Annotated in this window: 25 protein-coding genes, 1 rRNA gene and 2 other annotated features; all 26 genes read right to left on the bottom strand. The window is 38.0% G+C overall.

What is annotated here, in order from left to right:
* Positions 1-11 precede the first annotated feature (11 nt).
* Positions 12-3,545 carry a DNA-directed RNA polymerase subunit beta gene (rpoB, locus tag ACK1U5_RS26820; protein ID WP_000147553.1) on the bottom strand — a complete coding sequence of 1,178 codons (3,534 nt, stop codon included), beginning with the start codon at positions 3,543-3,545 and terminating at the stop codon, positions 12-14.
* A gap of 291 nt (positions 3,546-3,836) precedes the next feature.
* Entirely contained in the window at positions 3,837-4,436 is a 600-nt protein-coding gene (locus ACK1U5_RS26815) for a class I SAM-dependent methyltransferase (RefSeq protein WP_000763262.1), read from the bottom strand.
* A 75-nt stretch (positions 4,437-4,511) separates the two neighbouring features.
* Positions 4,512-4,871: a 50S ribosomal protein L7/L12 gene (rplL, locus tag ACK1U5_RS26810; RefSeq protein WP_000159736.1), complete on the bottom strand. Its 360-nt coding sequence runs from the start codon at positions 4,869-4,871 to the stop codon at positions 4,512-4,514.
* Positions 4,872-4,938: 67 nt separating this feature from the next.
* Entirely contained in the window at positions 4,939-5,439 is a 501-nt protein-coding gene (gene rplJ, locus ACK1U5_RS26805; protein WP_000048716.1) for a 50S ribosomal protein L10, read from the bottom strand.
* Between the two features lie 39 nt (positions 5,440-5,478).
* Positions 5,479-5,623: a sequence feature (ribosomal protein L10 leader region), on the bottom strand.
* Positions 5,624-5,672: 49 nt separating this feature from the next.
* The gene (gene rplA / locus ACK1U5_RS26800; RefSeq protein ID WP_001987630.1) at positions 5,673-6,365 is read right to left on the bottom strand and encodes a 50S ribosomal protein L1; all 693 of its coding nucleotides are present in this window, start codon (positions 6,363-6,365) and stop codon (positions 5,673-5,675) included.
* 176 nt (positions 6,366-6,541) lie between these two features.
* Positions 6,542-6,967 carry a 50S ribosomal protein L11 gene (gene rplK / locus ACK1U5_RS26795; RefSeq protein ID WP_001085872.1) on the bottom strand — a complete coding sequence of 142 codons (426 nt, stop codon included), beginning with the start codon at positions 6,965-6,967 and terminating at the stop codon, positions 6,542-6,544.
* Positions 6,968-7,134: 167 nt separating this feature from the next.
* Positions 7,135-7,668 carry a transcription termination/antitermination protein NusG gene (nusG, locus tag ACK1U5_RS26790; RefSeq protein WP_000415794.1) on the bottom strand — a complete coding sequence of 178 codons (534 nt, stop codon included), beginning with the start codon at positions 7,666-7,668 and terminating at the stop codon, positions 7,135-7,137.
* Positions 7,669-7,799: 131 nt separating this feature from the next.
* The gene (gene secE / locus ACK1U5_RS26785; RefSeq protein WP_001241323.1) at positions 7,800-7,979 is read right to left on the bottom strand and encodes a preprotein translocase subunit SecE; all 180 of its coding nucleotides are present in this window, start codon (positions 7,977-7,979) and stop codon (positions 7,800-7,802) included.
* Positions 7,980-8,011: 32 nt separating this feature from the next.
* Positions 8,012-8,158: a 50S ribosomal protein L33 gene (rpmG, locus tag ACK1U5_RS26780; protein ID WP_014481927.1), complete on the bottom strand. Its 147-nt coding sequence runs from the start codon at positions 8,156-8,158 to the stop codon at positions 8,012-8,014.
* A gap of 136 nt (positions 8,159-8,294) precedes the next feature.
* Positions 8,295-8,954: an RNA polymerase sporulation sigma factor SigH gene (locus tag ACK1U5_RS26775; RefSeq protein ID WP_000387193.1), complete on the bottom strand. Its 660-nt coding sequence runs from the start codon at positions 8,952-8,954 to the stop codon at positions 8,295-8,297.
* A gap of 67 nt (positions 8,955-9,021) precedes the next feature.
* A complete protein-coding gene (locus ACK1U5_RS26770) occupies positions 9,022-9,534 on the bottom strand; it encodes an NYN domain-containing protein (RefSeq protein WP_000997886.1) in 513 nt (170 codons plus the stop codon).
* 3 nt (positions 9,535-9,537) lie between these two features.
* The gene (gene rlmB / locus ACK1U5_RS26765) at positions 9,538-10,281 is read right to left on the bottom strand and encodes a 23S rRNA (guanosine(2251)-2'-O)-methyltransferase RlmB (RefSeq protein WP_000200237.1); all 744 of its coding nucleotides are present in this window, start codon (positions 10,279-10,281) and stop codon (positions 9,538-9,540) included.
* The gene (locus ACK1U5_RS26760) at positions 10,278-10,685 is read right to left on the bottom strand and encodes a Mini-ribonuclease 3 (protein WP_000564261.1); all 408 of its coding nucleotides are present in this window, start codon (positions 10,683-10,685) and stop codon (positions 10,278-10,280) included. The genes rlmB and ACK1U5_RS26760 overlap by 4 nt, the downstream gene beginning before the upstream one ends.
* A 2-nt stretch (positions 10,686-10,687) precedes the next feature.
* Positions 10,688-12,085, bottom strand: a complete 1,398-nt coding sequence (gene cysS, locus ACK1U5_RS26755; RefSeq protein WP_000152276.1) for a cysteine--tRNA ligase — start codon at positions 12,083-12,085, stop codon at positions 10,688-10,690.
* Positions 12,066-12,731, bottom strand: coding sequence for a serine O-acetyltransferase (cysE, locus tag ACK1U5_RS26750; protein WP_000476497.1), 666 nt, complete (start codon positions 12,729-12,731; stop codon positions 12,066-12,068). Before cysE ends, cysS begins: the two co-directional genes overlap by 20 nt.
* A 150-nt stretch (positions 12,732-12,881) precedes the next feature.
* Positions 12,882-13,128 (bottom strand) — a binding site (T-box leader).
* A gap of 47 nt (positions 13,129-13,175) precedes the next feature.
* On the bottom strand, positions 13,176-14,633 hold the full coding sequence (gltX, locus tag ACK1U5_RS26745) for a glutamate--tRNA ligase (RefSeq protein ID WP_000415143.1): 1,458 nt from the start codon (positions 14,631-14,633) through the stop codon (positions 13,176-13,178).
* An 89-nt stretch (positions 14,634-14,722) separates the two neighbouring features.
* The gene (gene ispF / locus ACK1U5_RS26740) at positions 14,723-15,199 is read right to left on the bottom strand and encodes a 2-C-methyl-D-erythritol 2,4-cyclodiphosphate synthase (protein ID WP_000488391.1); all 477 of its coding nucleotides are present in this window, start codon (positions 15,197-15,199) and stop codon (positions 14,723-14,725) included.
* A gap of 116 nt (positions 15,200-15,315) precedes the next feature.
* On the bottom strand, positions 15,316-15,996 hold the full coding sequence (gene ispD / locus ACK1U5_RS26735) for a 2-C-methyl-D-erythritol 4-phosphate cytidylyltransferase (protein WP_000288282.1): 681 nt from the start codon (positions 15,994-15,996) through the stop codon (positions 15,316-15,318).
* A gap of 16 nt (positions 15,997-16,012) precedes the next feature.
* Positions 16,013-17,122: a PIN/TRAM domain-containing protein gene (locus ACK1U5_RS26730; RefSeq protein ID WP_000919677.1), complete on the bottom strand. Its 1,110-nt coding sequence runs from the start codon at positions 17,120-17,122 to the stop codon at positions 16,013-16,015.
* Positions 17,123-17,282: 160 nt separating this feature from the next.
* A complete protein-coding gene (gene disA / locus ACK1U5_RS26725) occupies positions 17,283-18,356 on the bottom strand; it encodes a DNA integrity scanning diadenylate cyclase DisA (RefSeq protein ID WP_000392158.1) in 1,074 nt (357 codons plus the stop codon).
* 3 nt (positions 18,357-18,359) lie between these two features.
* Positions 18,360-19,736, bottom strand: coding sequence for a DNA repair protein RadA (gene radA / locus ACK1U5_RS26720; protein ID WP_001085202.1), 1,377 nt, complete (start codon positions 19,734-19,736; stop codon positions 18,360-18,362).
* Positions 19,737-19,831: 95 nt separating this feature from the next.
* A complete protein-coding gene (gene clpC / locus ACK1U5_RS26715) occupies positions 19,832-22,267 on the bottom strand; it encodes an ATP-dependent protease ATP-binding subunit ClpC (protein ID WP_000971184.1) in 2,436 nt (811 codons plus the stop codon).
* Between the two features lie 22 nt (positions 22,268-22,289).
* Positions 22,290-23,354, bottom strand: coding sequence for a protein arginine kinase (locus tag ACK1U5_RS26710; protein ID WP_000050842.1), 1,065 nt, complete (start codon positions 23,352-23,354; stop codon positions 22,290-22,292).
* 4 nt (positions 23,355-23,358) lie between these two features.
* Entirely contained in the window at positions 23,359-23,907 is a 549-nt protein-coding gene (locus ACK1U5_RS26705) for a UvrB/UvrC motif-containing protein (RefSeq protein WP_000128398.1), read from the bottom strand.
* A gap of 170 nt (positions 23,908-24,077) precedes the next feature.
* On the bottom strand, positions 24,078-24,539 hold the full coding sequence (ctsR, locus tag ACK1U5_RS26700; protein WP_001244558.1) for a transcriptional regulator CtsR: 462 nt from the start codon (positions 24,537-24,539) through the stop codon (positions 24,078-24,080).
* A 208-nt stretch (positions 24,540-24,747) separates the two neighbouring features.
* Positions 24,748-24,836 (bottom strand): 5S ribosomal RNA (rrf, locus tag ACK1U5_RS26695); the annotation flags it as partial.

Raw genomic sequence — 24,836 nt, 5'->3', positions numbered from 1 at the left:
GGTTATCCCAATTATTCCTTAGTTGTCTCAACTTCGACATTCAATTTATCTGCTGATTGATGATCATCGTCATCTTCTGTATCACGCATTTCAATTTCTGTATCGTCGCTAGACATCATTTTAACGTCCATACCTAAACTTTGCAGCTCTTTAATCAATACTTTGAATGATTCAGGAACGCCTGGTTCTGGAACATTTTCGCCTTTAACAATTGCTTCATAAGTCTTAACACGTCCAACAACATCATCAGACTTCACTGTTAAGATTTCTTGAAGAGTATAAGCAGCACCGTAAGCTTCAAGTGCCCAAACCTCCATCTCACCGAAACGCTGTCCACCGAACTGAGCTTTACCTCCAAGAGGTTGCTGCGTTACAAGTGAGTATGGTCCAGTAGAACGAGCATGAAGTTTATCGTCAACCATGTGCGCAAGTTTGATCATATACATGACACCAACAGATACGCGGTTATCGAATGGTTCACCAGTACGTCCGTCATACAGGATTGTTTTCGCGTCATTTGCCATACCAGCTTCTTCAATTGTGCCCCAAACATCTTCCTCACGAGCACCATCGAATACTGGTGTTGCAATGTGAATGCCAAGGTATCTTGCTGCCATACCAAGATGAAGCTCTAATACCTGACCGATATTCATACGAGATGGTACCCCTAATGGGTTTAACATGATATCGATTGGCGTACCGTCTGGTAAGTAAGGCATATCTTCTTCTGGTAAAATACGAGAAATAACACCTTTGTTACCGTGACGTCCGGCCATCTTGTCACCTTCAGAAATTTTACGTTTTTGAACGATATATGCACGTACAAGTTGATTCACGCCTGGTGGCAATTCATCGCCATCTTCACGGTTGAATACTTTTACGTCTAAGATAATACCGCCACCACCGTGTGGTACACGTAGTGATGTATCACGTACTTCACGCGCTTTTTCTCCAAAGATAGCATGTAATAGACGTTCTTCAGCTGTTAATTCTGTTACACCTTTAGGTGTTACTTTACCAACAAGTAAATCTCCATCTTTTACTTCAGCACCAACGCGAATGATACCGCGCTCGTCAAGGTTACGTAATGCGTCTTCCCCAACGTTTGGAATGTCACGTGTAATTTCTTCTGGTCCAAGCTTCGTATCACGAGCTTCTGATTCATATTCTTCAATATGAATAGAAGTGTACACATCATCTTTTACAAGGCGCTCACTCATGATGATCGCATCCTCGTAGTTATAACCGTCCCAAGTCATGAAGCCAACAAGCACGTTACGTCCAAGTGCTAGTTCACCTAATTCCATAGAAGGACCATCCGCAAGGATTTCACCTTTTACAACTTCATTTCCAACACTTACGATTGGACGTTGGTTGTAACAAGTTCCTTGGTTAGAACGAATGAATTTTTGCATTTTGTAGCGATCTAAGTCGCCTTTTACTGTTTGACCGTCAACTTCTACATAGCGACGTACCCAAACTTCACGTGCTTCTACGCGCTCAACAACACCAGGATGTTTACAGATTACTGCAGCACCTGAGTCTTTTGCTGATACGTACTCCATACCTGTACCTACAATCGGAGATTCCGGATTCATTAACGGAACCGCCTGACGTTGCATGTTCGCTCCCATAAGTGCGCGGTTAGAGTCATCGTTTTCTAAGAACGGAATACAAGCTGTCGCTGCCGACACTACTTGTTTTGGAGATACATCCATGTAGTCGATGCGTTCTCTATTTGTGACAATGTTTTCACCACGGAAACGAGCTACGATATCTTCACTTAGGAATTCACCTTCGTCAGATAATTTCATATTCGCTTGGGCTACAACATAATTATCTTCTTCATCTGCTGTTAAGTAATCAACATGCCCTGTTACAAGACCAGTTTCTGGGTCAACACGACGGTATGGTGTTTCAATGAAACCAAACTCATTTACTTTCGCGAACGAAGATAATGAGTTAATCAAACCGATGTTTGGTCCCTCTGGTGTTTCAATCGGACACATACGACCGTAGTGAGAGTAATGAACGTCACGCACTTCAAAGCCTGCGCGCTCACGCGTTAAACCACCAGGTCCTAATGCAGATAGTCTTCGTTTGTGAGTTAACTCTGCTAATGGGTTTGTTTGGTCCATAAACTGAGATAACTGAGAACTTCCGAAGAACTCTTTAATAGATGCAATAACAGGACGAATATTAATTAGTGCCTGTGGTGTAATCGCATTTGTATCTTGGATCGACATTCTCTCACGAACAACACGTTCCATACGAGAAAGACCGATACGGAATTGATTTTGTAATAGTTCTCCAACAGAACGCAGACGACGGTTTCCTAAATGGTCAATATCATCTGTATCCCCTACTTTGTATAGTAGGTTGAAGAAGTAACTGATAGAAGCAAGGATATCACCTGGTGTGATGTGTTTCACATCACGAGTAATGTTTGCATTACCAATTACATTAATTACGCGTTCGCCTTCCGACTCAGGAGCATAAATCTTAATAGATTGCAGCTCAACATCGCCTTCTACCACTCCACCCATTGGTTTCGCTGTTTTGAATCCAATGTTTTTCTCTAAGTAAGGTAAAATGCGATCAAGTGTACGACGATCTAAGATTGTTCCTTCTGCCGCTAAAATTTCACCAGTTTCTGGATCCACTAATGTTTCAGCTAAACGTTGATTAAACAATCTGTTTTTAATGTGTAACTTCTTGTTGATCTTATAGCGACCTACATTTGCTAAATCGTAGCGCTTTGGATCGAAGAAACGAGACACAAGTAAGCTCTTAGCGTTTTCTACTGTTGGTGGTTCACCAGGACGTAGACGCTCATAAATTTCAAGCAATGCTTTTTCTGTGCTATCTGTGTTGTCTTTTTCTAATGTGTTGCTTAAGTATTCGTTATCACCTAAAAGCTCGGTGATTTCTTGATCAGAGCCAAACCCTAATGCGCGTAACAAAACAGTTACAGGAAGTTTACGCGTACGGTCAATACGCACATATACAACATCCTTAGCATCTGTCTCATACTCTAACCAAGCTCCGCGGTTTGGAATTACAGTAGCAGTAAAACCACGTTTTCCGTTTTTATCCACTTTGCCACTATAGTATACGCTTGGAGAGCGAACTAACTGGGAAACGATAACACGTTCTGCACCGTTAATTACGAATGTTCCAGTCTCTGTCATGAGTGGGAAATCTCCCATGAACACATCTTGTTCTTTTACTTCACCAGTTTCCTTGTTGATTAGACGCACTTTTACACGAAGTGGTGCTGCATACGTCACATCACGCTCTTTGCATTCGTCTACAGAGTATTTAGGTTCACCTAAGCTGTAGTCGATAAATTCAAGCGATAGATTTCCCGTAAAGTCTTCAATCGGAGAAATGTCTTGGAACATTTCTCGCAAACCCTCATCAAGAAACCACTGATAAGAAGAGGTTTGAATTTCGATAAGATTTGGTAACTCTAATACTTCACTAATACGGGCATAACTTCTTCGTTGGCGGTGGCGTCCGTATTGAACTAGTTGACCTGTCAACTGCTTCACCCCTCAAATCATGAGTATTATAAATGCACAAAAAAATTTGTGCAAAATCACAAATAAATACAACTACTGCTATTAGCGTAGTCTCTTTCTCTTAAAGATAAATACGTTGAGTCTTTCTACCTGCTCAAAAAAGAAAAATGGCTTCTATAAGAAAACCATCATTCTGTTTCATAATCTGCTGATTTTACTATCTTTTCCAAGAGAAACAAAAATATACATCTTTCTCAACGCAGAAAATCATATATTGGCATTGTATAATGTTAACATAGCCAAAAATAACCGTCAACGTTTTTTTGATTTTATGATATAATATCCTTTTTTCTTTTCTACAACCTCAACTTCAGAAAATACTTCTTCTAGTTTTTTTAGCGCAGACGGTGCACCTTGTTTCTTTTGAATAACAATCCAAAGCTCTCCATCTGGAACTAAATACTCCACAGCTTTTTCTAAAATCTCATGTACGATATCTTTACCCGCACGAATTGGAGGGTTAGATAGAATAGCAGCATACTTACCATCTACATTTTCATAGACGCTACTTTGAAAAATACGTATATTCTCGATTTTGTTATTAGCGGCGTTTTCTTTCGCAAGCCCAAGTGCCCTCTCGTTCACATCCACCATGTGAACTTCACGACCTTGAAACTCTTTCGCTAACGACAAACCAATAGGACCGTATCCGCAACCTACGTCTAATATATCACCTTTAATATCTGGCATTTGAAACGCTTCAATTAAAAGACGGGAACCAAAGTCCACTTCGTTTTTCGAGAACACCCCATGGTCAGATAAGAAAGTGAATCGAGATCCACGAAGGGCAAACTCCCATCGCTTACGATCACTTTTACTAGAAGGGTCGTTAGAAAAATAATGGTCTGCCATATGGCCACCTCTTTTCTTTACAGTTAAAAAAAAAGCTCGCATGAGAGCGAGCTTTTTTAAAGCATCAAAAGTTAATTACTTAACTTCTACAGCAGCGCCAACTTCTTCAAGTTTAGCTTTGATTTCTTCAGCTTCTTCTTTAGCAGCAGCTTCTTTGATTACTTTTGGAGTGTTGTCAACTAATTCTTTAGCTTCTTTTAAGCCAAGACCAGTGATTTCACGAACAACTTTGATAACTTTGATTTTTTGTGCACCAGCGCTAGTTAGTTCCACATCAAATTCAGTTTTCTCAGCAGCAGCTTCTCCAGCGCCACCAGCAACAGCTACAGGAGCAGCAGCAGTTACGCCGAATTCTTCCTCGATAGCTTTTACTAAGTCGTTAAGTTCTAATACAGTCATAGATTTAACTGCTTCAATGATTTGTTCTTTAGTCATTGTAAATATCCTCCCTTAAATAGGTTTGTATTGTTTTATCGATAATACGTAATTATCTTTTAAAAAATTAAGCGCCTTGCTCTTCCTTTTGGTCTGCAACTGCTTTAGTAGCAAGTGCAAGGTTACGGATTGGAGCTTGAAGAACGCTAAGAAGCATAGAAAGTAAGCCTTCACGTGATGGAAGAGTAGCGATTGCTTTAACCTCATCAAGTGTTACAAGTTTACCTTCGATTACGCCCGCTTTAATTTCTAAAGCTTCATGATCTTTAGCGAAGTCGTTTAATACTTTCGCAGGAGCAACTACATCCTCGTTACTGAACGCGATTGCGTTTGGTCCTGTTAAGAATTCATTTAACTCAGCCATTTCAGCAGATTCTGCAGCACGACGAGTTAGAGAGTTTTTGTAAACTTTGAACTCAACGCCAGCTTCACGTAATTGCTTACGTAATTCTGTTGCTTCAGAAACTGTTAAACCACGGTAGTCAACAACGATTGTAGATTTACTAGCGCGAAGTTTGTCCGCGATTTCAGTTACAACTTGTTGTTTAGTTTCGATTACTTTGCTCATGTTATTACACCTCCTGTAGATTATATAGAAGATGTACCGAAAGTGCACTAAAAACCTCCATGCCCAACTTGTAGACATGGAGGCATATAGTCACAGAAAAAAGATTCCGCTTCGTATATTAACACCTAGGTAGGAAATTAAGTCTATTGACACCTACTGTCTACGGTACACTAATTAAATTCACAACATAAATGATTATATTAAAACTTCTTTATGAAGTCAACTTCCAAAATTTACGCTAATGTAGAAACGTCTACACGTACGCCAGGTCCCATTGTAGAAGCAACTGTTACATTCTTCATGTAAGTACCTTTTGCAGCAGCTGGCTTAACTTTTTGTAAAGTGTCAGCAATTGTTTTGAAGTTTTCTACTAATTTAGCATCTTCGAAAGATACTTTACCGATTGGAACGTGGATGTTACCAGCTTTATCAACGCGGTATTCAACTTTACCAGCTTTGATTTCGTTAACAGCTTTAGTTACATCGAAAGTAACTGTTCCAGTTTTAGGGTTTGGCATTAAACCTTTAGGTCCTAATACGCGACCAAGTTTACCAACTTCACCCATCATGTCAGGAGTTGCTACTACTACATCGAAATCGAACCAACCTTGTTGGATTTTACCGATGTAATCAGTATCGCCTACGAAGTCAGCTCCAGCAGCTTCAGCTTCTTTAGCTTTTTCACCTTTAGCAAATACTAATACACGTTGTACTTTACCAGTACCGTGTGGAAGAACAACTGCACCACGGATTTGTTGGTCAGCTTTCTTAGGGTCAACACCTAAACGGAATGCAGCTTCTACAGTTGCATCAAATTTAGCTGTGTTTGTTTTCTTTACTAATTCTACTGCTTCTGTTGCAGAGTAAGCAGCTGCACGATCAACAAGCTTTGCAGCTTCTACGTACTTTTTACCTCTTTTAGCCATTTTTATTTCCTCCTCGAATGTGGTTTTAGCGGAATAACCTCCCACGTTTACGCCTGTTTTCAGGTATAACCTGAGGATGAGCGCCATCCATTTATTTAAAAACGATAATCATTTACGATAATAAAGGTTGCGAATTGGAATTCCAGACCCGCAACCTTTTTTAAAAACAAATCGAATTAGTCTTCGATAACGATGCCCATACTGCGTGCAGTACCTTCAACCATACGCATTGCAGCTTCTACGCTAGCAGCGTTTAGGTCAGGCATTTTAGTTTCAGCGATTTCGCGTACTTTATCACGCTTAACAGTTGCCACTTTATTACGGTTTGGTTCACCAGAACCAGACTCAATACCAGCTACTTTCTTAAGAAGAACAGCAGCAGGAGGAGTTTTAGTAATGAAAGTGAATGAACGGTCCTCAAATACCGTAATTTCAACAGGGATGATAAGACCAGCTTGATCTGCTGTACGAGCGTTAAACTCTTTACAGAAGCCCATGATGTTAACACCTGCTTGTCCTAATGCTGGACCAACTGGTGGAGCTGGGTTAGCTTTACCTGCAGGAATTTGAAGCTTTACCATTTTAATTACCTTTTTAGCCACGAGACACACCTCCTTAAGTCCGTGATGTGGTCAATTGGACAGTGATTTGCCCTCCCACGTCATATTTTATCTGTAAGGATAAAATCTTTCAAAAAACGTCTCCGATAACGAAGACGTACTGACTTAAAAGATATTATCACTTTTTACAATTCATTTCAAGTTTCATTTTATAATTTTTCAATTTGATGGAAGTCAAGTTCAACTGGAGTCTCGCGACCAAACATATCCACAAGCACGCTAACCTTTTTCTTCTCCACATCAATTTCTTCAATAGCACCTGTATAATCTGCGAATGGCCCCTCATTTACACGTACTGTCTCATGAAGTTCAAAGTCGAAATCAACCACTTCGTTGTCCATTCCCATATGTTTCATAATGGTAACAACTTCCTCTTCTAATAGAGGTGATGGTTTAGATCCAGAACCAGAAGAACCAACGAACCCAGTTACACCCGGCGTGTTACGTACAACATACCAAGAGTCATCAGTCATGATTAATTCTACTAATACATAACCTGGGAACACTTTTCTTTTCATTAATTTTTCTTTTCCGTTTTTCATTTCTACTTCTACTTCTTCCGGGACAACAACACGGAAAATTTTATCTTGCATACCCATTGATTCTACACGTTTCTCTAGGTTTGCTTTTACTTTATTTTCATATCCAGAATAAGTATGGACAACATACCAACTTTTTTCCATTCATTTAGGACGAGCGTCCTTCCCTCCCTGACGTACATTTTTTTGCGCAAATGAAAAAACCCGTTCACCGGGCTTTTACACAGTTCTTATAAATAACATTATATCATGGATAAGTGCTTCTTATTCAAGAATTAACCAAGAATTAACCGAATTAAAGAAGAAATGCCCATATCAACTACTGCGAAGAAAATCGCAAAGAACACAACTGTAGCAACAACAGTCGCTGTTGAGCGGAGTAATTCATCTTTTTTAGGCCAACTTACTTTTTTCATTTCGCGACCTACATCGCCGAAAAAGTTCGTTAAACGCATCTGCGGGACCTCCAGTGTATTATTTCAATTATTTATTTTGTTTCCTTGTGAACTGTATGCTGATTGCATGTTTTACAAAACTTTTTTATTTCAAGTCGCTCTATTGAGCTCGTATCTTTCATAGTAGAGTAGTTTCGATTTTTACACTCTTCACATGAGAGTACAACTTTTTTCCTCATTAGTTACACCAACCTTGTAACATTATGTCCCTAAAAATGTATCATACAATAAAAGACAATGTCAATGACATGCATTTTGTACTCTCTACAAAAGAAAACAGGTGATTTATTTTACACCTGCAGCACTTGTTACTTCTTATGAATTTAAAGTTGTACTTTCTCTCATTTCCATATATCGTTCCAATTTCCTCTTTACTCTTTGTAAAGCGTTATCAATAGATTTCACATGCCTGTTTAACTGTTCTGAAATCTCTTGATAAGAACGACCATCTAAATATAAAGAAAGCACTTTTCTTTCTAAATCGCTTAATAATTCAGATATTTTTGATTCTATGTCTGTATATTCTTCCTGGCTAATGATCATCTCTTCAGGATCAGTCACCTTCGCTTCAGAAATAACATCCAATAACGTTCGATCAGATTCCTCATCGTAAATCGGCTTATCTAAAGACACATACGAATTTAAAGGAATATGTTTTTGTCTTGTTGCCGTTTTAATAGCGGTAATAATTTGTCGAGTGATACATAGTTCAGCAAATGCTTTGAATGAAGACAGCTTGTCCTCTTTATAATCACGAATTGCTTTAAACAACCCTATCATACCTTCTTGAACAATGTCTTCTCGATCGGCACCCACTAAAAAGTAAGATCTTGATTTCGCACGAACAAAGTTCTTATACTTGTGAATTAAATATTCTAGAGCGTCAGTATTACCTTTTCGAACTAACTCAACGATTGCCTCATCCTCTAAATCACGAAATGTAACGTCGCCTATACTTACGAAGCCTGCTTCCACCTTGATCCCTCCGACCGCTATTTATTTAGCAATATTATACAGTAAAAAGATAAAGAGCGTCAATGCTTCAACGCTCTCCTCTTCTTAATTTTTCTAATTTTTCTGTAATATCCTTACTAAATATCTTTCGCATGGCGGGCTGCTGTTCTTTCGTGTCTTTTGTACGCCTTCTTACTTGTTGTTCCATCGCTTGTACTTCCAACTCTAATTCACGCGCAGATTTTCGAAGGGCACCTTGCCCAAATATAACCCATTGTTCTGTATAATCAGAAGTCGCAACATATATTTGTGTATTTATATTTCTAAGCTCTATCGCAAGTTGCTCTATCTTTTCGTCTGCAGTTTGATTCTTTCGTGTGAATATTACTTCTACACGAGATTGTTTCATCTTTTTCTCAATACCATGGACTGTATAGGCATCAAAGACTATCATCACTTTTGTGCCTGTATAACCTTGATAATCCGCCATCTTATCAATAAGCGCATCTCTTGATGATTGTAAATCTACATCCCGCAGTTTCTTCAAATCTCCCCAAGCTCCGATAATGTTGTAGCCGTCAACGATTAAAATATCGTTCATTTTTTATTTACCAATTTCGTGACGTTTACGATATACCTCATACATTAACAAACTTGCGGCTACTGAAGCATTTAAGGATGTAACTTTACCAACCATCGGTAGAGTGATTAAGAAATCACACTTTTCACCAATAATACGACTCATACCTTTTCCTTCACTACCAATTACTAATCCAATCGGCATTGTACCATCTAAATTACGGTAATCCGTTTTCCCTTTGGCATCTGTACCAGCAATCCAAAGTCCACGCTCTTTTAATTCATCAATTGTACGAGATAAGTTTGTTACGCGCGCAACAGGAATGTATTCAATCGCTCCTGTTGATGCTTTCGCAACTGATGCGGTAAGTCCCACAGCTCTTCTCTTCGGAATAATAATTCCATGAGCTCCTGTTGCATCAGCAGTACGCATAATAGAACCTAGGTTATGCGGATCTTCAATCTCATCTAAAATCAAGAAGAACGGATCTTCATTACGTTTTTCTGCCACTTTGAATAAATCTTCTAACTCTGCATACTGATATGCAGCTACTTGAGCAATTACACCTTGATGATTACCCTCAACTAATTGATCTAACTTTTTCTTTGGTGCATGTTGTAAAATAATCTTATTTTCTTTCGCTAACGCTAGTACAATTTGTACTTGTCCTTTGGCAGCACCTTCTGCGATCCAAATTTTATTAATATCTCTCCCTGATCTTAACGCTTCAATTACAGGGTTACGTCCGATAATATATTCACTAGTCATGATGATGTGCCCCCTTCCTTTTCTTCTAAAACTGCAATTGCCTTATATACAATTTCGTCTAATCTTTCACGATTATTTAATAAATGATGATAACCAATTAGTGCTTCAAAGGCTGTACTATGTCGATATGTTTGTACATCCGTATTTTTCGGAACTGTACCTGAATTTGCATTACGCCCTCTTCTTAATACCGCCTCTTCTTCCTCTGTCAAAAATGCCGTCTCTAATAAATGATAAACAACTTTCGCCTGTGCTTTTGCTGAAACAAAGCTCGTCCCTAAGCGATGTAATTGATTAGGGCGAACTTTTCCTTTTTGAAGGAGGTGATAGCGGATATATTGTTCATATACCGCATCACCCATATACGCTAACGCCAAGCTGTTTAATTGCTTTGCATCAATCATCCTTATCCTCTTTTCCATCTTGTACCTTGAGCGGTATCTTCTAAAATAATATTACGTTCTTTTAAATCGTCACGAATTTGATCAGACAATGCGAAATCGCGATTTTTACGAGCTTCAATGCGCTTTTGGATAAGCTCTTCAATTTCTTCATCCAGTAATTCTTCTTTTGATAATTCTAATCCTAAAATATCAAATAACGTTTCCAGTTGTTTTACGTATGCTTCAATCACAACTTTAGATGTATGCTCTTCAAGTAAATATTGATTTGCATGATTTGCTACGTTGTATAATTCGGTAATTGCATTTGCAGTGTTAAAGTCATCATTCATTGCCTCTTCAAATGCAGTCTGGAATTTCTCTATTTCAGCTAACCATTTCTCATTATGGTCCGTTAAATCCGTACTACTCTCCATACGATGCTTTAAGTTTCCATAAGCTGTTTTAATTCTTTCCAGTCCATTATTCGTACTTTGTAATAACTCTTCACTAAAGTTAATCGGGTGACGATAGTGTACTGATAACATAAAGAATCTAATTAACTGCGGGTCGTATTGCTTAATAATATCGTGAACTAAAATAAAGTTACCCAGCGATTTAGACATCTTCTCATTGTTAATATTAATATATCCATTATGCATCCAGTAACGTGCAAACGTTTTTCCAGTCAATGCCTCTGACTGCGCAATTTCATTTTCATGATGCGGGAACGCCAAGTCTTGCCCACCAGCATGAATGTCAATTGTATCCCCTAAATACTTACGCGCCATTGCTGAGCATTCAATATGCCATCCTGGACGTCCTTGCCCCCAAGGGCTTTCCCAGAAGATTTCTCCTTCTTTCGCAGCTTTCCATAAAGCAAAATCAAGAGGGTCTTGTTTCTTTTCCCCTACCTCAATACGAGCACCGTGACGTAAATCTGCGATTGGTTGATGTGATAATTTACCGTAACCTTCGAATTCCTTCGTCTTAAAGTACACATCACCCTCTGATTCATATGCATACCCTTTATTCACAAGTTCTTGAATAAATTCAATAATGATATCCATATTTTCTGTTACACGAGGATGAACTGTTGCGTGTTTGCAACCTAGTGCTGTTACATCTTCAAAGTACGCTTCAACAAAACGATCAGCAATCGTTGGTACATCTTCACCTAATTCATTTGCCGCTTTAATTAATTTATCATCTACGTCCGTAAAGTTAGATACATATTGCACATCGTATCCTTTGTATTCTAAATAACGACGCACTGTATCGAATACCATAGGAGGTCTTGCATTCCCAATATGAATGTAGTTATAAACTGTAGGTCCGCATACATACATCTTTACCTTATTTTCTTCTAATGGAACAAACTCTTCTTTTTGACGTGTTAACGTATTATAAATGTGAATAGTCATTTTTATCCTTCCTTTCTACCTTTAATTCCAATTGTTTCTTCAATTTATCAAGTTCTACTTCCATAGCCTTTAATTTATCAAAAATCGGATCTGGAAGGTCAGAGTGATTTAATTCTTGACCAATCTTTACTCCATTTTGAATAACGACACGGCCAGGTATACCTACAACTGTAGAATGTGCAGGAACTTCTTTTAATACGACAGACCCTGCTCCGATTTTAGAATTCTCTCCCACAGTAATAGACCCAAGAACTTTAGCACCCGTCGCAATTAATACATTATCCTGAATTGTTGGGTGCCTCTTCCCTTTTTCTTTTCCTGTACCACCTAATGTAACCCCTTGATAAATCGTTACATTATCACCAATTTCACAAGTTTCTCCAATTACAACTCCCATTCCATGATCTATAAAAAAGCGTCGACCAATAGTTGCTCCTGGATGGATCTCAATGCCAGTAAAAAAGCGGCTCACTTGTGAAACAAAACGTGCAAGAAAGAAAAAATTTCTTTTATAAAAAGCATGTGCAATTCGATGGGCCCAAACTGCATGTAATCCAGAGTAAGTTAAAATGACTTCGAAATAACCTCTTGCCGCTGGATCCTGTTCAAAAACGACTTCAATATCTTCCCGAAGCCTCTTAAACATCGGTGTTCCCTCCCCTTTATGGGCTGCTTTTTTGTCGAACGAACTAACTCCCCTAACTCATCACTTCTCCCCTAATTCTTTATATAAGGAGATAAATTCTATATTCATACCTATTTACACGGTATAAAAAAAAGGCGTCTCTGTCATATTGACAGAGACGCCTTTTAAGCGCGGTTCCACTCTGTTTAGGCTTAAAAAAGCCTCAAACTCATCCATGATAACGGTGTACACCGCTCCTGCTTACTTTGCGGCCTAAGACATCCCACGAAGCAATTCGCTGTTCAGCAGAAGACTCGAAGGGGCATTTCAAAAATCCGCTTATAAACCACTCCCAGCCTAAAGGTGGTTCTCTCTGTAAAAAGCCTGATTTTCTACTTCTCCTTCTCGTCGCTTTTCCTTATTAGGTTTTAGGTATACTTATTATATTTCTAAACCTAGAAAATGTTAACCAATTACTTTTTGAAGACGATTTAAAACTTTTTCTTTTCCAAGAAGTGCAATAGCATTCGGAAGCTCTGGACCATGCGTTTGTCCTGTAGTTGCAACACGGATTGGCATAAATAAATTTTTACCTTTATGTCCTGTTTCCTTTTGAACTGCTTTAATCGCTGCCTTAATTGCTGCTGGCTCCATTGCTTCTAGAGCTTCTATTTGACCAGCAAATGCACGAAGTACTTCAGGTACTTGTTCACCATTTAATACTTCTTGTCCTTCTTCTTCATAATCAACATGATCTTTAAAGAACATTTCAGAAAGCTCTACAATTTCAGCTCCAAAACTCATTTGTTCATGGTATAAAGCAATTACATCACGAATCCAAGCTTGGTCTTGTTCGCTTAAAGTTTCTCCCACACGTCCAGCTTTCACTAAATGCGGTAAGCTTAACTCTACAACCGTATCTAAATCTTGCTTTTTCATATACTGGTTGTTCATCCATTTTAGTTTTTGAGAATCAAATAATGCAGGTGATTTTGATAAACGAGCTGCATCGAACATTTTGATAAACTCATCTTTAGAGAAGATTTCTTCTTCTCCTACCGGAGACCAACCTAGTAGTGCAATAAAGTTAAAGATTGCTTCTGGAAGATACCCAAGCTCTTTATATTGCTCAATAAATTGAATAATAGATTCATCACGCTTACTTAACTTTTTACGACTTTCATTAACAATTAGAGTCATATGACCGAATTGTGGAATATCCCAGCCGAAAGCTTCATAAATCATCATTTGTTTCGGTGTATTTGAAATATGATCATCACCACGAAGTACATGTGTAATTTCCATTAGATGATCATCTACTGCTACTGCAAAGTTATAAGTTGGAATTCCATCTTTTTTCACAATAACAAAATCACCGAAATCATTTGAATGGAACGCAACTTCATCTTTTACAATATCTTTGAATGTGTAGTCACGATCAGCTGGTACACGGAAACGAATACTTGGAATACGTCCCTCAGCTTCAAATTCTTTCACTTGTTCTTCAGTTAATTCACGGTGGTTACCTGCGTAACGAGGTGTTTCACCGCGAGCGATTTGTCCTTCACGCTCTGCTTCTAGCTCTTCTTCTGTCATATAACATTTATAAGCTAGACCACGCTCTAATAAATCTTCATATAATTTTTTATAAATATCTAAACGCTCTGTTTGGCGATATGGTCCAAATTCACCACCAACATCAACACCTTCATCCCAGTCCATACCGAGCCATTTCAAGTATTTTAATTGGCTTTCTTCTCCACCAGCCACGTTACGTTTTACATCAGTATCTTCAATACGAATAATAAATTTGCCATCTAAATGACGAGCAAATAAATAATTAAATAATGCCGTACGCGCATTTCCGATATGTAAGTGTCCTGTTGGACTTGGCGCGTAGCGTACTCTCACTTGCTTTTCCATAATTGGTACACCTTCCATCCTTAATGTCAACACATTCTATAATTGTACACCAAAAAAATGTGATTATCCATCTTACGAATTAAAAACCATCATTTTTTCTGTAATAAAACAACCGCTTGAGAAGCAATCCCTTCTTCTCTACCTGTAAATCCTAATTTTTCTGTTGTTGTTGCCTTTACATTAATGTTATCGATAGACGTTTCTAACAGTTCACTAATGCGCTTACGCATGCTCTCAATATGTGGTGCCATTTTTGGTTGTTGAGCAATAATTGTACAATCTAAATTTCCTAACTCGTAACCTTGTTCACGCACAAATTCCCAAACTTTTTGTAACAATACAGCTGAATCTGCATCTTTAAAAGCTGGGTCTGTATCAGGAAAGTGCTTTCCGATATCTCCTGCTGCAATCGCACCTAAACATGCATCAGCAATCGTATGTAACAATACATCTGCATCTGAATGACCAATTAATCCTTTCTCGTGTGGAATTGTAATTCCACCGATAATCAACGGGCGCCCTTCCGCAAATTCATGTACATCAAAACCTTGTCCAATTCGAAACATCCTTACTTCCTCCTTAAGCTAAACTACTGAGCTTTATGACTCTATATTATATCGCTATCCTTATAAAGAAAAGCCCGGCTGTTGCCGAGCTTTTCTTTATTAACACATCATCAACATTATTTCTTCTGAACACGTAGGAAACTTTCAGCAATTAATAGATCTTCCGGAGTCGTCACTTTAATATTATAGTAACTCCCCTCTACTACACCTACTTGCTTCCCAACACGTTCTACGAGACTTGCATCATCTGTGCCAAGAAAACAACTTTGCTTTGCGCTTCTATGAGCTTCTAGCAAAAGAGAAACAGAGAATCCTTGTGGTGTTTGTACAGCGTTAAGTTGAGATCGCTCTACCGTTTCTACAACAACACCCTGCTCTACTTTCTTAACAGTATCTTTTACTGGCACTGCACAAATGGAAGCTCCATATTTTTCTGCTGCAATTAATACATCGCGAATCACTTTATTCGTTACGAACGGGCGCGCCCCGTCATGCACAAGAACATATTCGACACCACTCGCATACTGAAGTGCGTTATATACGCTATCTTGTCTTTCGGCTCCACCCTGAATAAATTGTACGTGCTTTTCAATCTGGTACTTCTGCATTAACTCTTCAAAATACGGGCGTTCTTCTTCGTTAATTGCCATAATAATACTTTTGCACGCTTTATCTTTTTCAAAAGCACGCAATGTGTGCACAATAATTGGTACTTCATCTATAAGTAAAAATAACTTATTTTTACCAGCACCCATTCGTTTTCCTTGGCCCGCTGCCGGAATAATTAATGTATACATATTAATAATCCTCTACTTATAATGCTTTTTCTAGCAATTTACGTTTTGCAAAAATCATACGACCAGCCGATGTTTGTAATACGCTAGTAACAAGTACGTCAAGTTGTGAACCCACATACTCTCTACCATCTTCTACTACAATCATCGTACCATCATCTAAGTATGCAACACCTTGATTTTGTTCTTTACCATCTTTCACAACATAAACACTTAATTCTTCACCAGGGAGTACGACTGGTTTTATCGCATTAGCTAAATCATTAATGTTTAACACCGTAACCCCTTGTAATTCAGAAACTTTGTTTAAATTGAAATCGTTTGTTACTACAGTTCCACCAGTGATTTTTGCCAACTTTACAAGCTTGCTATCTACTTCTTGGATATCATCGAAATCGCCTTCATAAATTTCTACCGGAATCGGCATCTCCTTTTGAATACGATTTAAAATGTCTAGCCCTCTGCGGCCACGATTACGCTTTAAAGCATCTGAAGAATCGGCAATATGCTGAAGCTCTTCTAATACGAATTGCGGAATGACAATTGTTCCTTCTAAAAACTTTGTTTGGCAAATATCTGCAATACGTCCGTCAATAATTACACTCGTATCGAGAATTTTCCAATGAGTCGTAGATTTTTCTGCTTCGACCTCTACCTCTTCATTCTCACTATTGTTTTTCTTCTTACCTCCGCGTTGGGGTAATGTAAATAATCCTAGCAATTCATTCCTCTTTTTAAATCCTACTTGGAATCCTAAATATCCAAGTAAAAGGGTGAAGAACACTTGCAACACCGTACTAATAACTGGAATTGTAAATTCACGAATTGGTATCAAAATTAAATATGCAACAATAAGACCAGAGATTAATCCTAATGTACCAAATAAAACATCTGCTACAGGCGCCTTTACAAGAGCCTCTTCAATATGCTTAATAAGTTGAACAATATAATCTACAAGCCAAAATGTTGTTAAAAATAAAATAATTGCACCAATAATTGCACGAACATACGATCCTTCCAACAAAGGAACCGCACCGATATCTAATACATTAATAATTTTTGGGATTAAGTAAATCCCTAACGCTCCCCCGATCACTAAAAAGAAGAGCTGTACAATCCGTTTTAACATCCAACCACCTCCTACTCATTATTAACCATTGTTTCGCTAATCAAAACGCCGAATGCAAAAGCGGACGTGTTTTTTTGTAAATAGTTTTATTTACCAATATATCATATCATATACCAAAAATGTTCTAGTGTCGTTATATTATAGAATCAATGTAATATTCTTAATTGTGTCTACTCATATAGAGATGCTCTTGAATTCTTTTTAGACCTTCTCGTATTTTCTTCGCTCTCACTTCTCCAATTCCTTCCACATCATCCAATTCATTAATAGTTGCTCGGCAAACACCTTGCAATGTTTTAAATCGATTAATTAAATTCTCGATAATAAGTGGCGGAACACGAGAAATCTTGCTTGTGATTCGGTACCCTCTAGGTGTCACACTTTCTTCTAAGCTTGTTTGTCCTGGATAGCCAAGTAATTTAACTAAATCACTATCCTCTAAAAGTTGTGTATTTGCAAGATCTTGTAACTTTTTCAAGATTTGATGATGGTCTTGTGTTTTCTCCTGGTGATAATCTTTAATTAACAATGCTGCCTCTGCCTCTAAATCAGCTAGTAATTCTGTAAGCTGTAAACGAATTAACCTACCTTCTGTTCCTAACTCATGAATATAGCTCAATATTTCATTTTTTATACGCAGCACCATTTCAACACTATGTAAAACGTGAACCACCTCGGACATTGTAACGACCTCTTCAAATTCTAGAATACCCAAATTCGTAATGCCGTCATTCCATACAGCCTTATATTTTTCTAGCGTTTGAATTGCTTGATTTGCTTTTGTTAAAATGACACCTATATCTTTTAATGTATAACGTAAGTTCCCTTGATATAGCGTAATTACATTACGTCTTTGTGAAATGGCCACAACAAGGCTGCCCGTCTGCTTTGCTACACGCTCTGCTGTTCGGTGACGCATACCTGTTTCAATAGAATCAATAGATGAATCCGGAACTAACTGTGCGTTTGCAATTAAAATTTTACTTCCAGTTTCATTTAAAATAAGTGCTCCATCCATTTTTGCTAATTCATATAAACTAGCAGGAGAGAATGCGCAATTAATATGAAAACCACCATCAACAATGCTTTTAATCTGCTCATTATACCCAAGAACAATTAGTCCCCCTGTTTGTGCACGAAGTACATTATCTATCCCTTCGCGCAGTGGTGTTCCCGGGGCCACGAGCTGTAAAATATTAATTATACTTTTGACACGTTGCTTATTTTCTTCCATAGCCTAGCCTCCTAATGTCAAACGAAGCGCTTCTCCTAAATTAGAAACACCTACAACCTCAATCCCCTCTGGAATTGTCCACCCCCCTAAATTTTTTCTAGGAATGATAGCACGTTGAAATCCTAATTTAGCTGCTTCTTGTACACGTTGTTCGATTCTTGATACTCTTCTTATTTCTCCAGTTAATCCAACTTCTCCTATTACCGCATCAGTTGGTGCCGTAGATTTATCTCTAAAACTTGAAGCTATACTTAAGGCAACAGCTAAATCAATTGCCGGTTCATCTAATTTCAAACCACCAGCTACTTTTAAATACGCATCTTGATTTTGTAATAGTAAACCTGTTCTTTTCTCTAGTACCGCCATAATAAGCGAGACACGATTATGATCAATTCCTGTCGCCATTCTTCGAGGATTTCCAAAACTAGTAGGGGAAATTAATGCCTGTATTTCTACTAAAACTGGTCTTGTTCCTTCCATTGAGGCAACTACTGTTGAACCTGCAACTCCAACTGGTCTTTCCTCAAGGAAAATTTCAGAAGGATTTAAGACTTCTGCAAGGCCAAGTTCTTTCATTTCAAAGATACCCATTTCATTCGTAGAACCAAAACGATTCTTTACAGCTCGTAAAATACGATATGTATGGTGTCGATCTCCTTCAAAGTAAAGAACTGCATCGACCATATGTTCTAGCATACGCGGTCCCGCAATTGCACCTTCTTTTGTCACATGCCCTACGATGAAAATTGGGATTCCCTTTGTTTTTGCAAGTTTCATTAATTCTGCTGTACATTCACGTACTTGCGCCACACTACCAGGAGCTGATGTCACTTCAGGTAAATGTATCGTTTGAATAGAATCAATAACAACAAAAGCAGGATTCATCTCTTCAATATGTGCTGCAATACGCTGTAAATCTGTCTCTGATACAACAAATAGATTACTACCATTTACATGTAAACGATCTGCACGAAGTTTAATCTGCTTTGCTGACTCCTCACCTGATATATACAATACATCATATGAAGCATCTGCTAATTGCGAGGAAATCTGTAATAATAACGTTGATTTTCCAATCCCAGGGTCCCCACCAATAAGTACTAAAGATCCATCTACAATTCCGCCACCTAGTACACGGTTAAACTCCTGAAATTTTGTTTCAATACGTGCCTCAGACTTTGTTTCTACTTCTGTAAGACGTCTTGGTTTTGTTACTTCTGTTTGAATTGCATTTGCATAATTTAGGCGTCTGGATGATACAACGGGTTCCATCTCTTCAACAAGCGAATTCCATTGACCACACCCTGGACATTTACCCATATATTTTGGTGATTGATAACCACACTCTTGACATGTGAATTTTGTTTTCTTTTTAGCCATATCTTTTTATATTTCACTTCGCTTTCATCTATAAACATTTGACCTTCTCGTACAAGAAAGAGGGCTATCTCGTAGCCCTCTTAGTTTGTCTATACTTATTTTACCTTTTCAGCACTATGAATGACAAATGTTTCCCCTTCTACATCAAAGATAACTTTTTGTCCTTTCTCAATAGCACCTTTTAAAAGTTCTTCCGATAGTCTATCTTCTACATGCTTCTGAATTGCTCTACGTAGTGGACGAGCACCATATTCACGATCAAACCCTTTATCAGCAATAGCTGCAATCGCCCCTTCTGTTAATTGCAATTCAATTTCTTGTTCTTTTAAGCGATTCACTAACTGATTTACCATAAGAGTCACAATTTCTTGAATATGTTTTTTCTCAAGCATATGGAATACGATAATTTCATCAATACGGTTTAAGAATTCTGGACGAAATGCCTTTTTCAGCTCATCCATTACTTTACCTTTCATATCCGAATAATCACGGCTTTCATCTTGTACGTTAAATCCAAGATGTTTGTTACGTTTTAACGCCTCAGCACCAACGTTAGACGTCATAATAACAATCGTATTACGGAAGTCAACTGTACGTCCTTTAGAATCAGTTAAACGACCATCTTCCAATACCTGTAGTAAAATATTAAATACATCAGGATGCGCCTTCTCTACTTCATCTAATAGGACAACTGAATACGGCTTACGACGAACCTTCTCTGTTAATTGTCCGCCTTCTTCATACCCAACATATCCTGGAGGAGAACCAACTAAGCGAGAAGTTGAATGTTTCTCCATATACTCAGACATATCAATGCGAATCATTGCATCCTCATCACCGAACATAGATTCTGCTAACGCTCTTGCTAATTCTGTTTTACCTACACCTGTTGGTCCTAAGAAAATAAATGAACCAATTGGACGTTTCGGATCTTTCAGTCCTGCTCTTGCACGACGAACAGCTTTCGCTACAGCCACTACCGCTTCATCCTGGCCGATGACACGATCATGAAGAATGGATTCTAAGTTTAATAATTTATCAGTCTCTGTTTGTGCAAGTTTAGAAACAGGGATACGTGTCCATGTAGAAACGACATTTGCAATATCTTCTACCGTAACCTCTGAATTTTCTTTTCCTTGTTGTTCTTTCCACTGACGCTTTGTATCTTCCAATTTCTCACGTAAGCGTTGTTCCATATCACGTAAGGAAGCAGCCTTTTCAAACTCTTGACTTTGTACAGCCGCATCTTTTTCTTTTCGAATTTCCTCAAGCTTCACTTCAAGCTCTTTTAAGTTTGGTGGTGTTGTATAAGAACGTAAGCGAACCTTTGAAGCAGCTTCATCAATTAAATCAATTGCTTTATCTGGTAAGAAACGATCCGTAATATAACGATCGGAAAGTTTCACAGCTGCATCAATTGCATCATCTGTAATAGACACACGGTGATGGGCCTCATAACGATCGCGTAAACCTTTCAAGATTTGAGTTGATTCTTCTAGACTCGGCTCATCAACATGAATTGGCTGGAAACGTCTCTCTAAAGCTGCATCCTTTTCAATATATTTACGATACTCATCTAAAGTTGTCGCACCAATACATTGTAATTCTCCGCGTGCTAAAGATGGTTTTAAAATATTTGATGCATCGATTGCACCTTCTGCTCCACCTGCACCGATTAGTGTATGAAGTTCATCAATAAATAGAATAATATTCCCTGCTTGACGTATTTCATCCATTACTTTCTTTAAACGATCTTCAAACTCACCACGATATTTCGTCCCAGCTACCACTGTTCCCATATCTAGTGTCATAACACGCTTATCTCTTAACGTTTCAGGAACTTCATTATTTACGATTTGCTGTGCTAACCCTTCAGCAATTGCTGTTTTACCTACACCAGGCTCTCCAATTAACACTGGATTGTTTTTTGTTCTACGGCTTAACACTTCAATTACACGTTGAATTTCTTTACTACGTCCAATAACAGGATCCAAACGATTCTCACGTGCAACAACTGTTAAGTCGCGCGCTAAACTGTCTAGTGTCGGTGTATTTGCATTTGTCGATGAACCACCTTGGTGACCTGAACTTGCTTCGTTACTTCCAAGAAGTTGTAACACTTGTTGTCTTGCTTTGTTGAGGCTGACGCCTAAATTATTTAAAACACGTGCCGCTACACCTTCACCTTCACGGATTAAGCCAAGTAAAATATGTTCTGTTCCAACGTAAGAATGTCCTAGCTTACGCGCTTCATCCATAGACAATTCAATAACTTTTTTAGCACGAGGTGTATAATGTACAGTTTGAGAAGCTTCTGTTCCACGTCCAATTAACGCTTCTACCTCTTTTTGCACTTTCTCCGGGCTCAATCCAAGAGCAATTAACGCTTTTGCTGCAATTCCTTCACCTTCGCGTACAAGCCCAAGTAAAATATGTTCTGTTCCAATGTTATTATGCCCAATGCGAATTGCTTCCTCTTGAGATAAAGCTAATACTTTCTGTGCTCTTTCTGTAAATCTTCCAAACATCATAGAAATCGCCTCCTACTTGCGCTTAGTTTTTTTCAATACGTAATCGCTCACGGATTAAGGTTGCTCTTCGATAATCTCTTTCTTCTGGTCCTAAAGGTCCTCCTGCGTATTGTTGTAAAATACCAGGTTGCGTAAGAACCATTAGCTCAGTCAAAATATTTCTCGATATACCTTTTATATATCCTAGATCAATACCAAGTCGTACATCCGATAAGCAAGTTGCCGCTTCTGCAGATTGAATTAAACGACTATTTGCTAGTATACCGTAAGAACGATAAACCTTATCTTCAAGCTCAATACTCGAATTTTGTACAATTAATTCTCTGGCCAATTTTTCTTGTTGTATAATTTGCTGCATGACACTCTTTAAATCTGCAATAATATCTTCTTCGGATTTCCCTAGCGTCATTTGATTTGATACTTGAAATATATTACCTAACGCTTCGCTACCTTCACCGTATATTCCTCTTACTACTAAACCTAATTTTTGAATTACTTGTATAATACGGCTAATTCTTTTTGTTAAAACCAGCCCTGGTAAATGAATCATTACAGAAGCTCTTAATCCTGTACCAACGTTAGTAGGACAACTCGTAATATATCCAAGTGATTCATCAAAAGCATATTCAACCTCTTTCTCAATCCAATTATCTATTTGATTGGCGCTTTGAAGCGCCTTTGATAACTGTAGTCCTGGAAATAGGCACTGAATCCTAATGTGGTCTTCCTCATTAAGCATCACACTAATGTGTTCGCTTTCTGATAACAGACATGCTCCATATTCAGTCCCTGCTAGATTTGGACTAATTAAATGCTTTTCGACTAAAACTCTCCTTTGAAGAGGCGTTAATTCATTCATTTTTAATAGTCCAAACTTCCCAAAGGGCTCTACCGCTTTATTTATAAATTTCTTTTTAAATAATTCTTGAACCTTTTGAGCTTCCTCTTCGTTTTGCATAGTAGAAAATTGATATTGCTTAAAATTACGAGCCAAACGAATTCGACTACTTAAAACAATATCAGAATCAGGGCCATCCCCCTTCATCCATGGACTAATCGCTTCATTCATAATTTTGTCCAGTGACATAGAACTACTCCCCCTCTCTATGCTCACTAAGCTGAGTTTCAAGCCCTCGAATTTCATCTCTTACCTCAGCAGCTTTCTCAAACTCCTCATTCTGTACATATTGTTTCAGAATAAGTTTTAGTTCATCTAATTCTTTCTTTAAGTGGATATTTCCTTCCATTCGTTCCGGAATTTTTCCACAATGTTCTGTATGTCCACCATGAAGTCGTTTTAACAATGGGTTTAAGTGTCCTTTAAATGTATCGTAACAAGAAGCACAACCAAGGCGTCCCACCTTTGTAAAATGTTCGTATGTCATCTTACAACCTGGACATCTTATTGTATTTGTATTTGAAAACCCGTTTTTTCCTTCTCCAAACATTGTTGATTCACCGTGTAATAAACCAGCAAATACATCATGAAATGAAAAGTTAGACTGTGATGATTGAAAGAAAGACGTATAGCCACTTTGCTCTGCACATTGCTCACAAAGATGAACTTCCGCCTTCTTCTCGTTGATTACTTTTGTATAATGTAAAGTTGCTGGTCTTATATTACAGTTTTGACAAGTCATCAATATCCCCACCTTTACAACAGGAACGATCTACCTCATGATACTTTTCATACATTACTAGATTGTCCTCTTTCCTTAATCCATTTAGATAAAAGTACATGCTCTTTTTCAAAACTTCTACAATATTTAACTGCCCTATCTTAATTATCATTCTTTTACAAAAGCTGTATTTATTTATATTTCAGTGTTCTTAACATTGCGCATAATATTCGAGCCCTAAGTTCATCTCGAGAAGGAATATCCATTGATAATACAGAACGATCTAGTACACTTAACATTAGTTTTGCTTCACGGCCTGTTATGATTCCCTCTTCTAATAAACGTATAATCATACTCTCTGCATTCCCTTGTGCAACGCTATGATCAATCATATGAAGCATTTGATCAATAATGTCTATATCATCATGCAGTTTGACTTTTATAATGCGAATGTAACCTCCTCCACCACGTTTACTTTCTACTATAAATCCTCTTTCTAATGTAAAACGGGTATTGATTACATAATTGATTTGAGATGGTACGCACTCGAATCGATCCGCAATCTCATTTCTTTTGATTTCAATCACATTATTATTACTTAAGTCAATAACTTGCTTTAGATATTGCTCAATGATATCAGATATATTTCTCATTTATCCGCCACCTTTATTGACTTTGACTATCTTTGACTTTAATTATATACGTATTAATAAAATTTGCAACTCTTTTGCTTATTCACTATCCTAGCCACATTCCCCTGCATTTAATCAAAATAGTAATTATTTAAGCACATTTTTTTAATTACTATGGATTATAAAAGAAAACACGAAAAAACACGAGTCATTTGACTCGTGTTTAGTTGCTTGGCGACGTCCTACTCTCACAGGGACAAGGTCCCAACTACCATCGGCGCTAGAGAGCTTAACTTCCGTGTTCGGTATGGGAACGGG

It is taken from the genome of Bacillus sp. XB1 (assembly GCF_053557995.1).
Note: the sequence above shows the minus strand (reverse complement) of the source record. Positions and strands in the feature narration are given on the sequence as shown.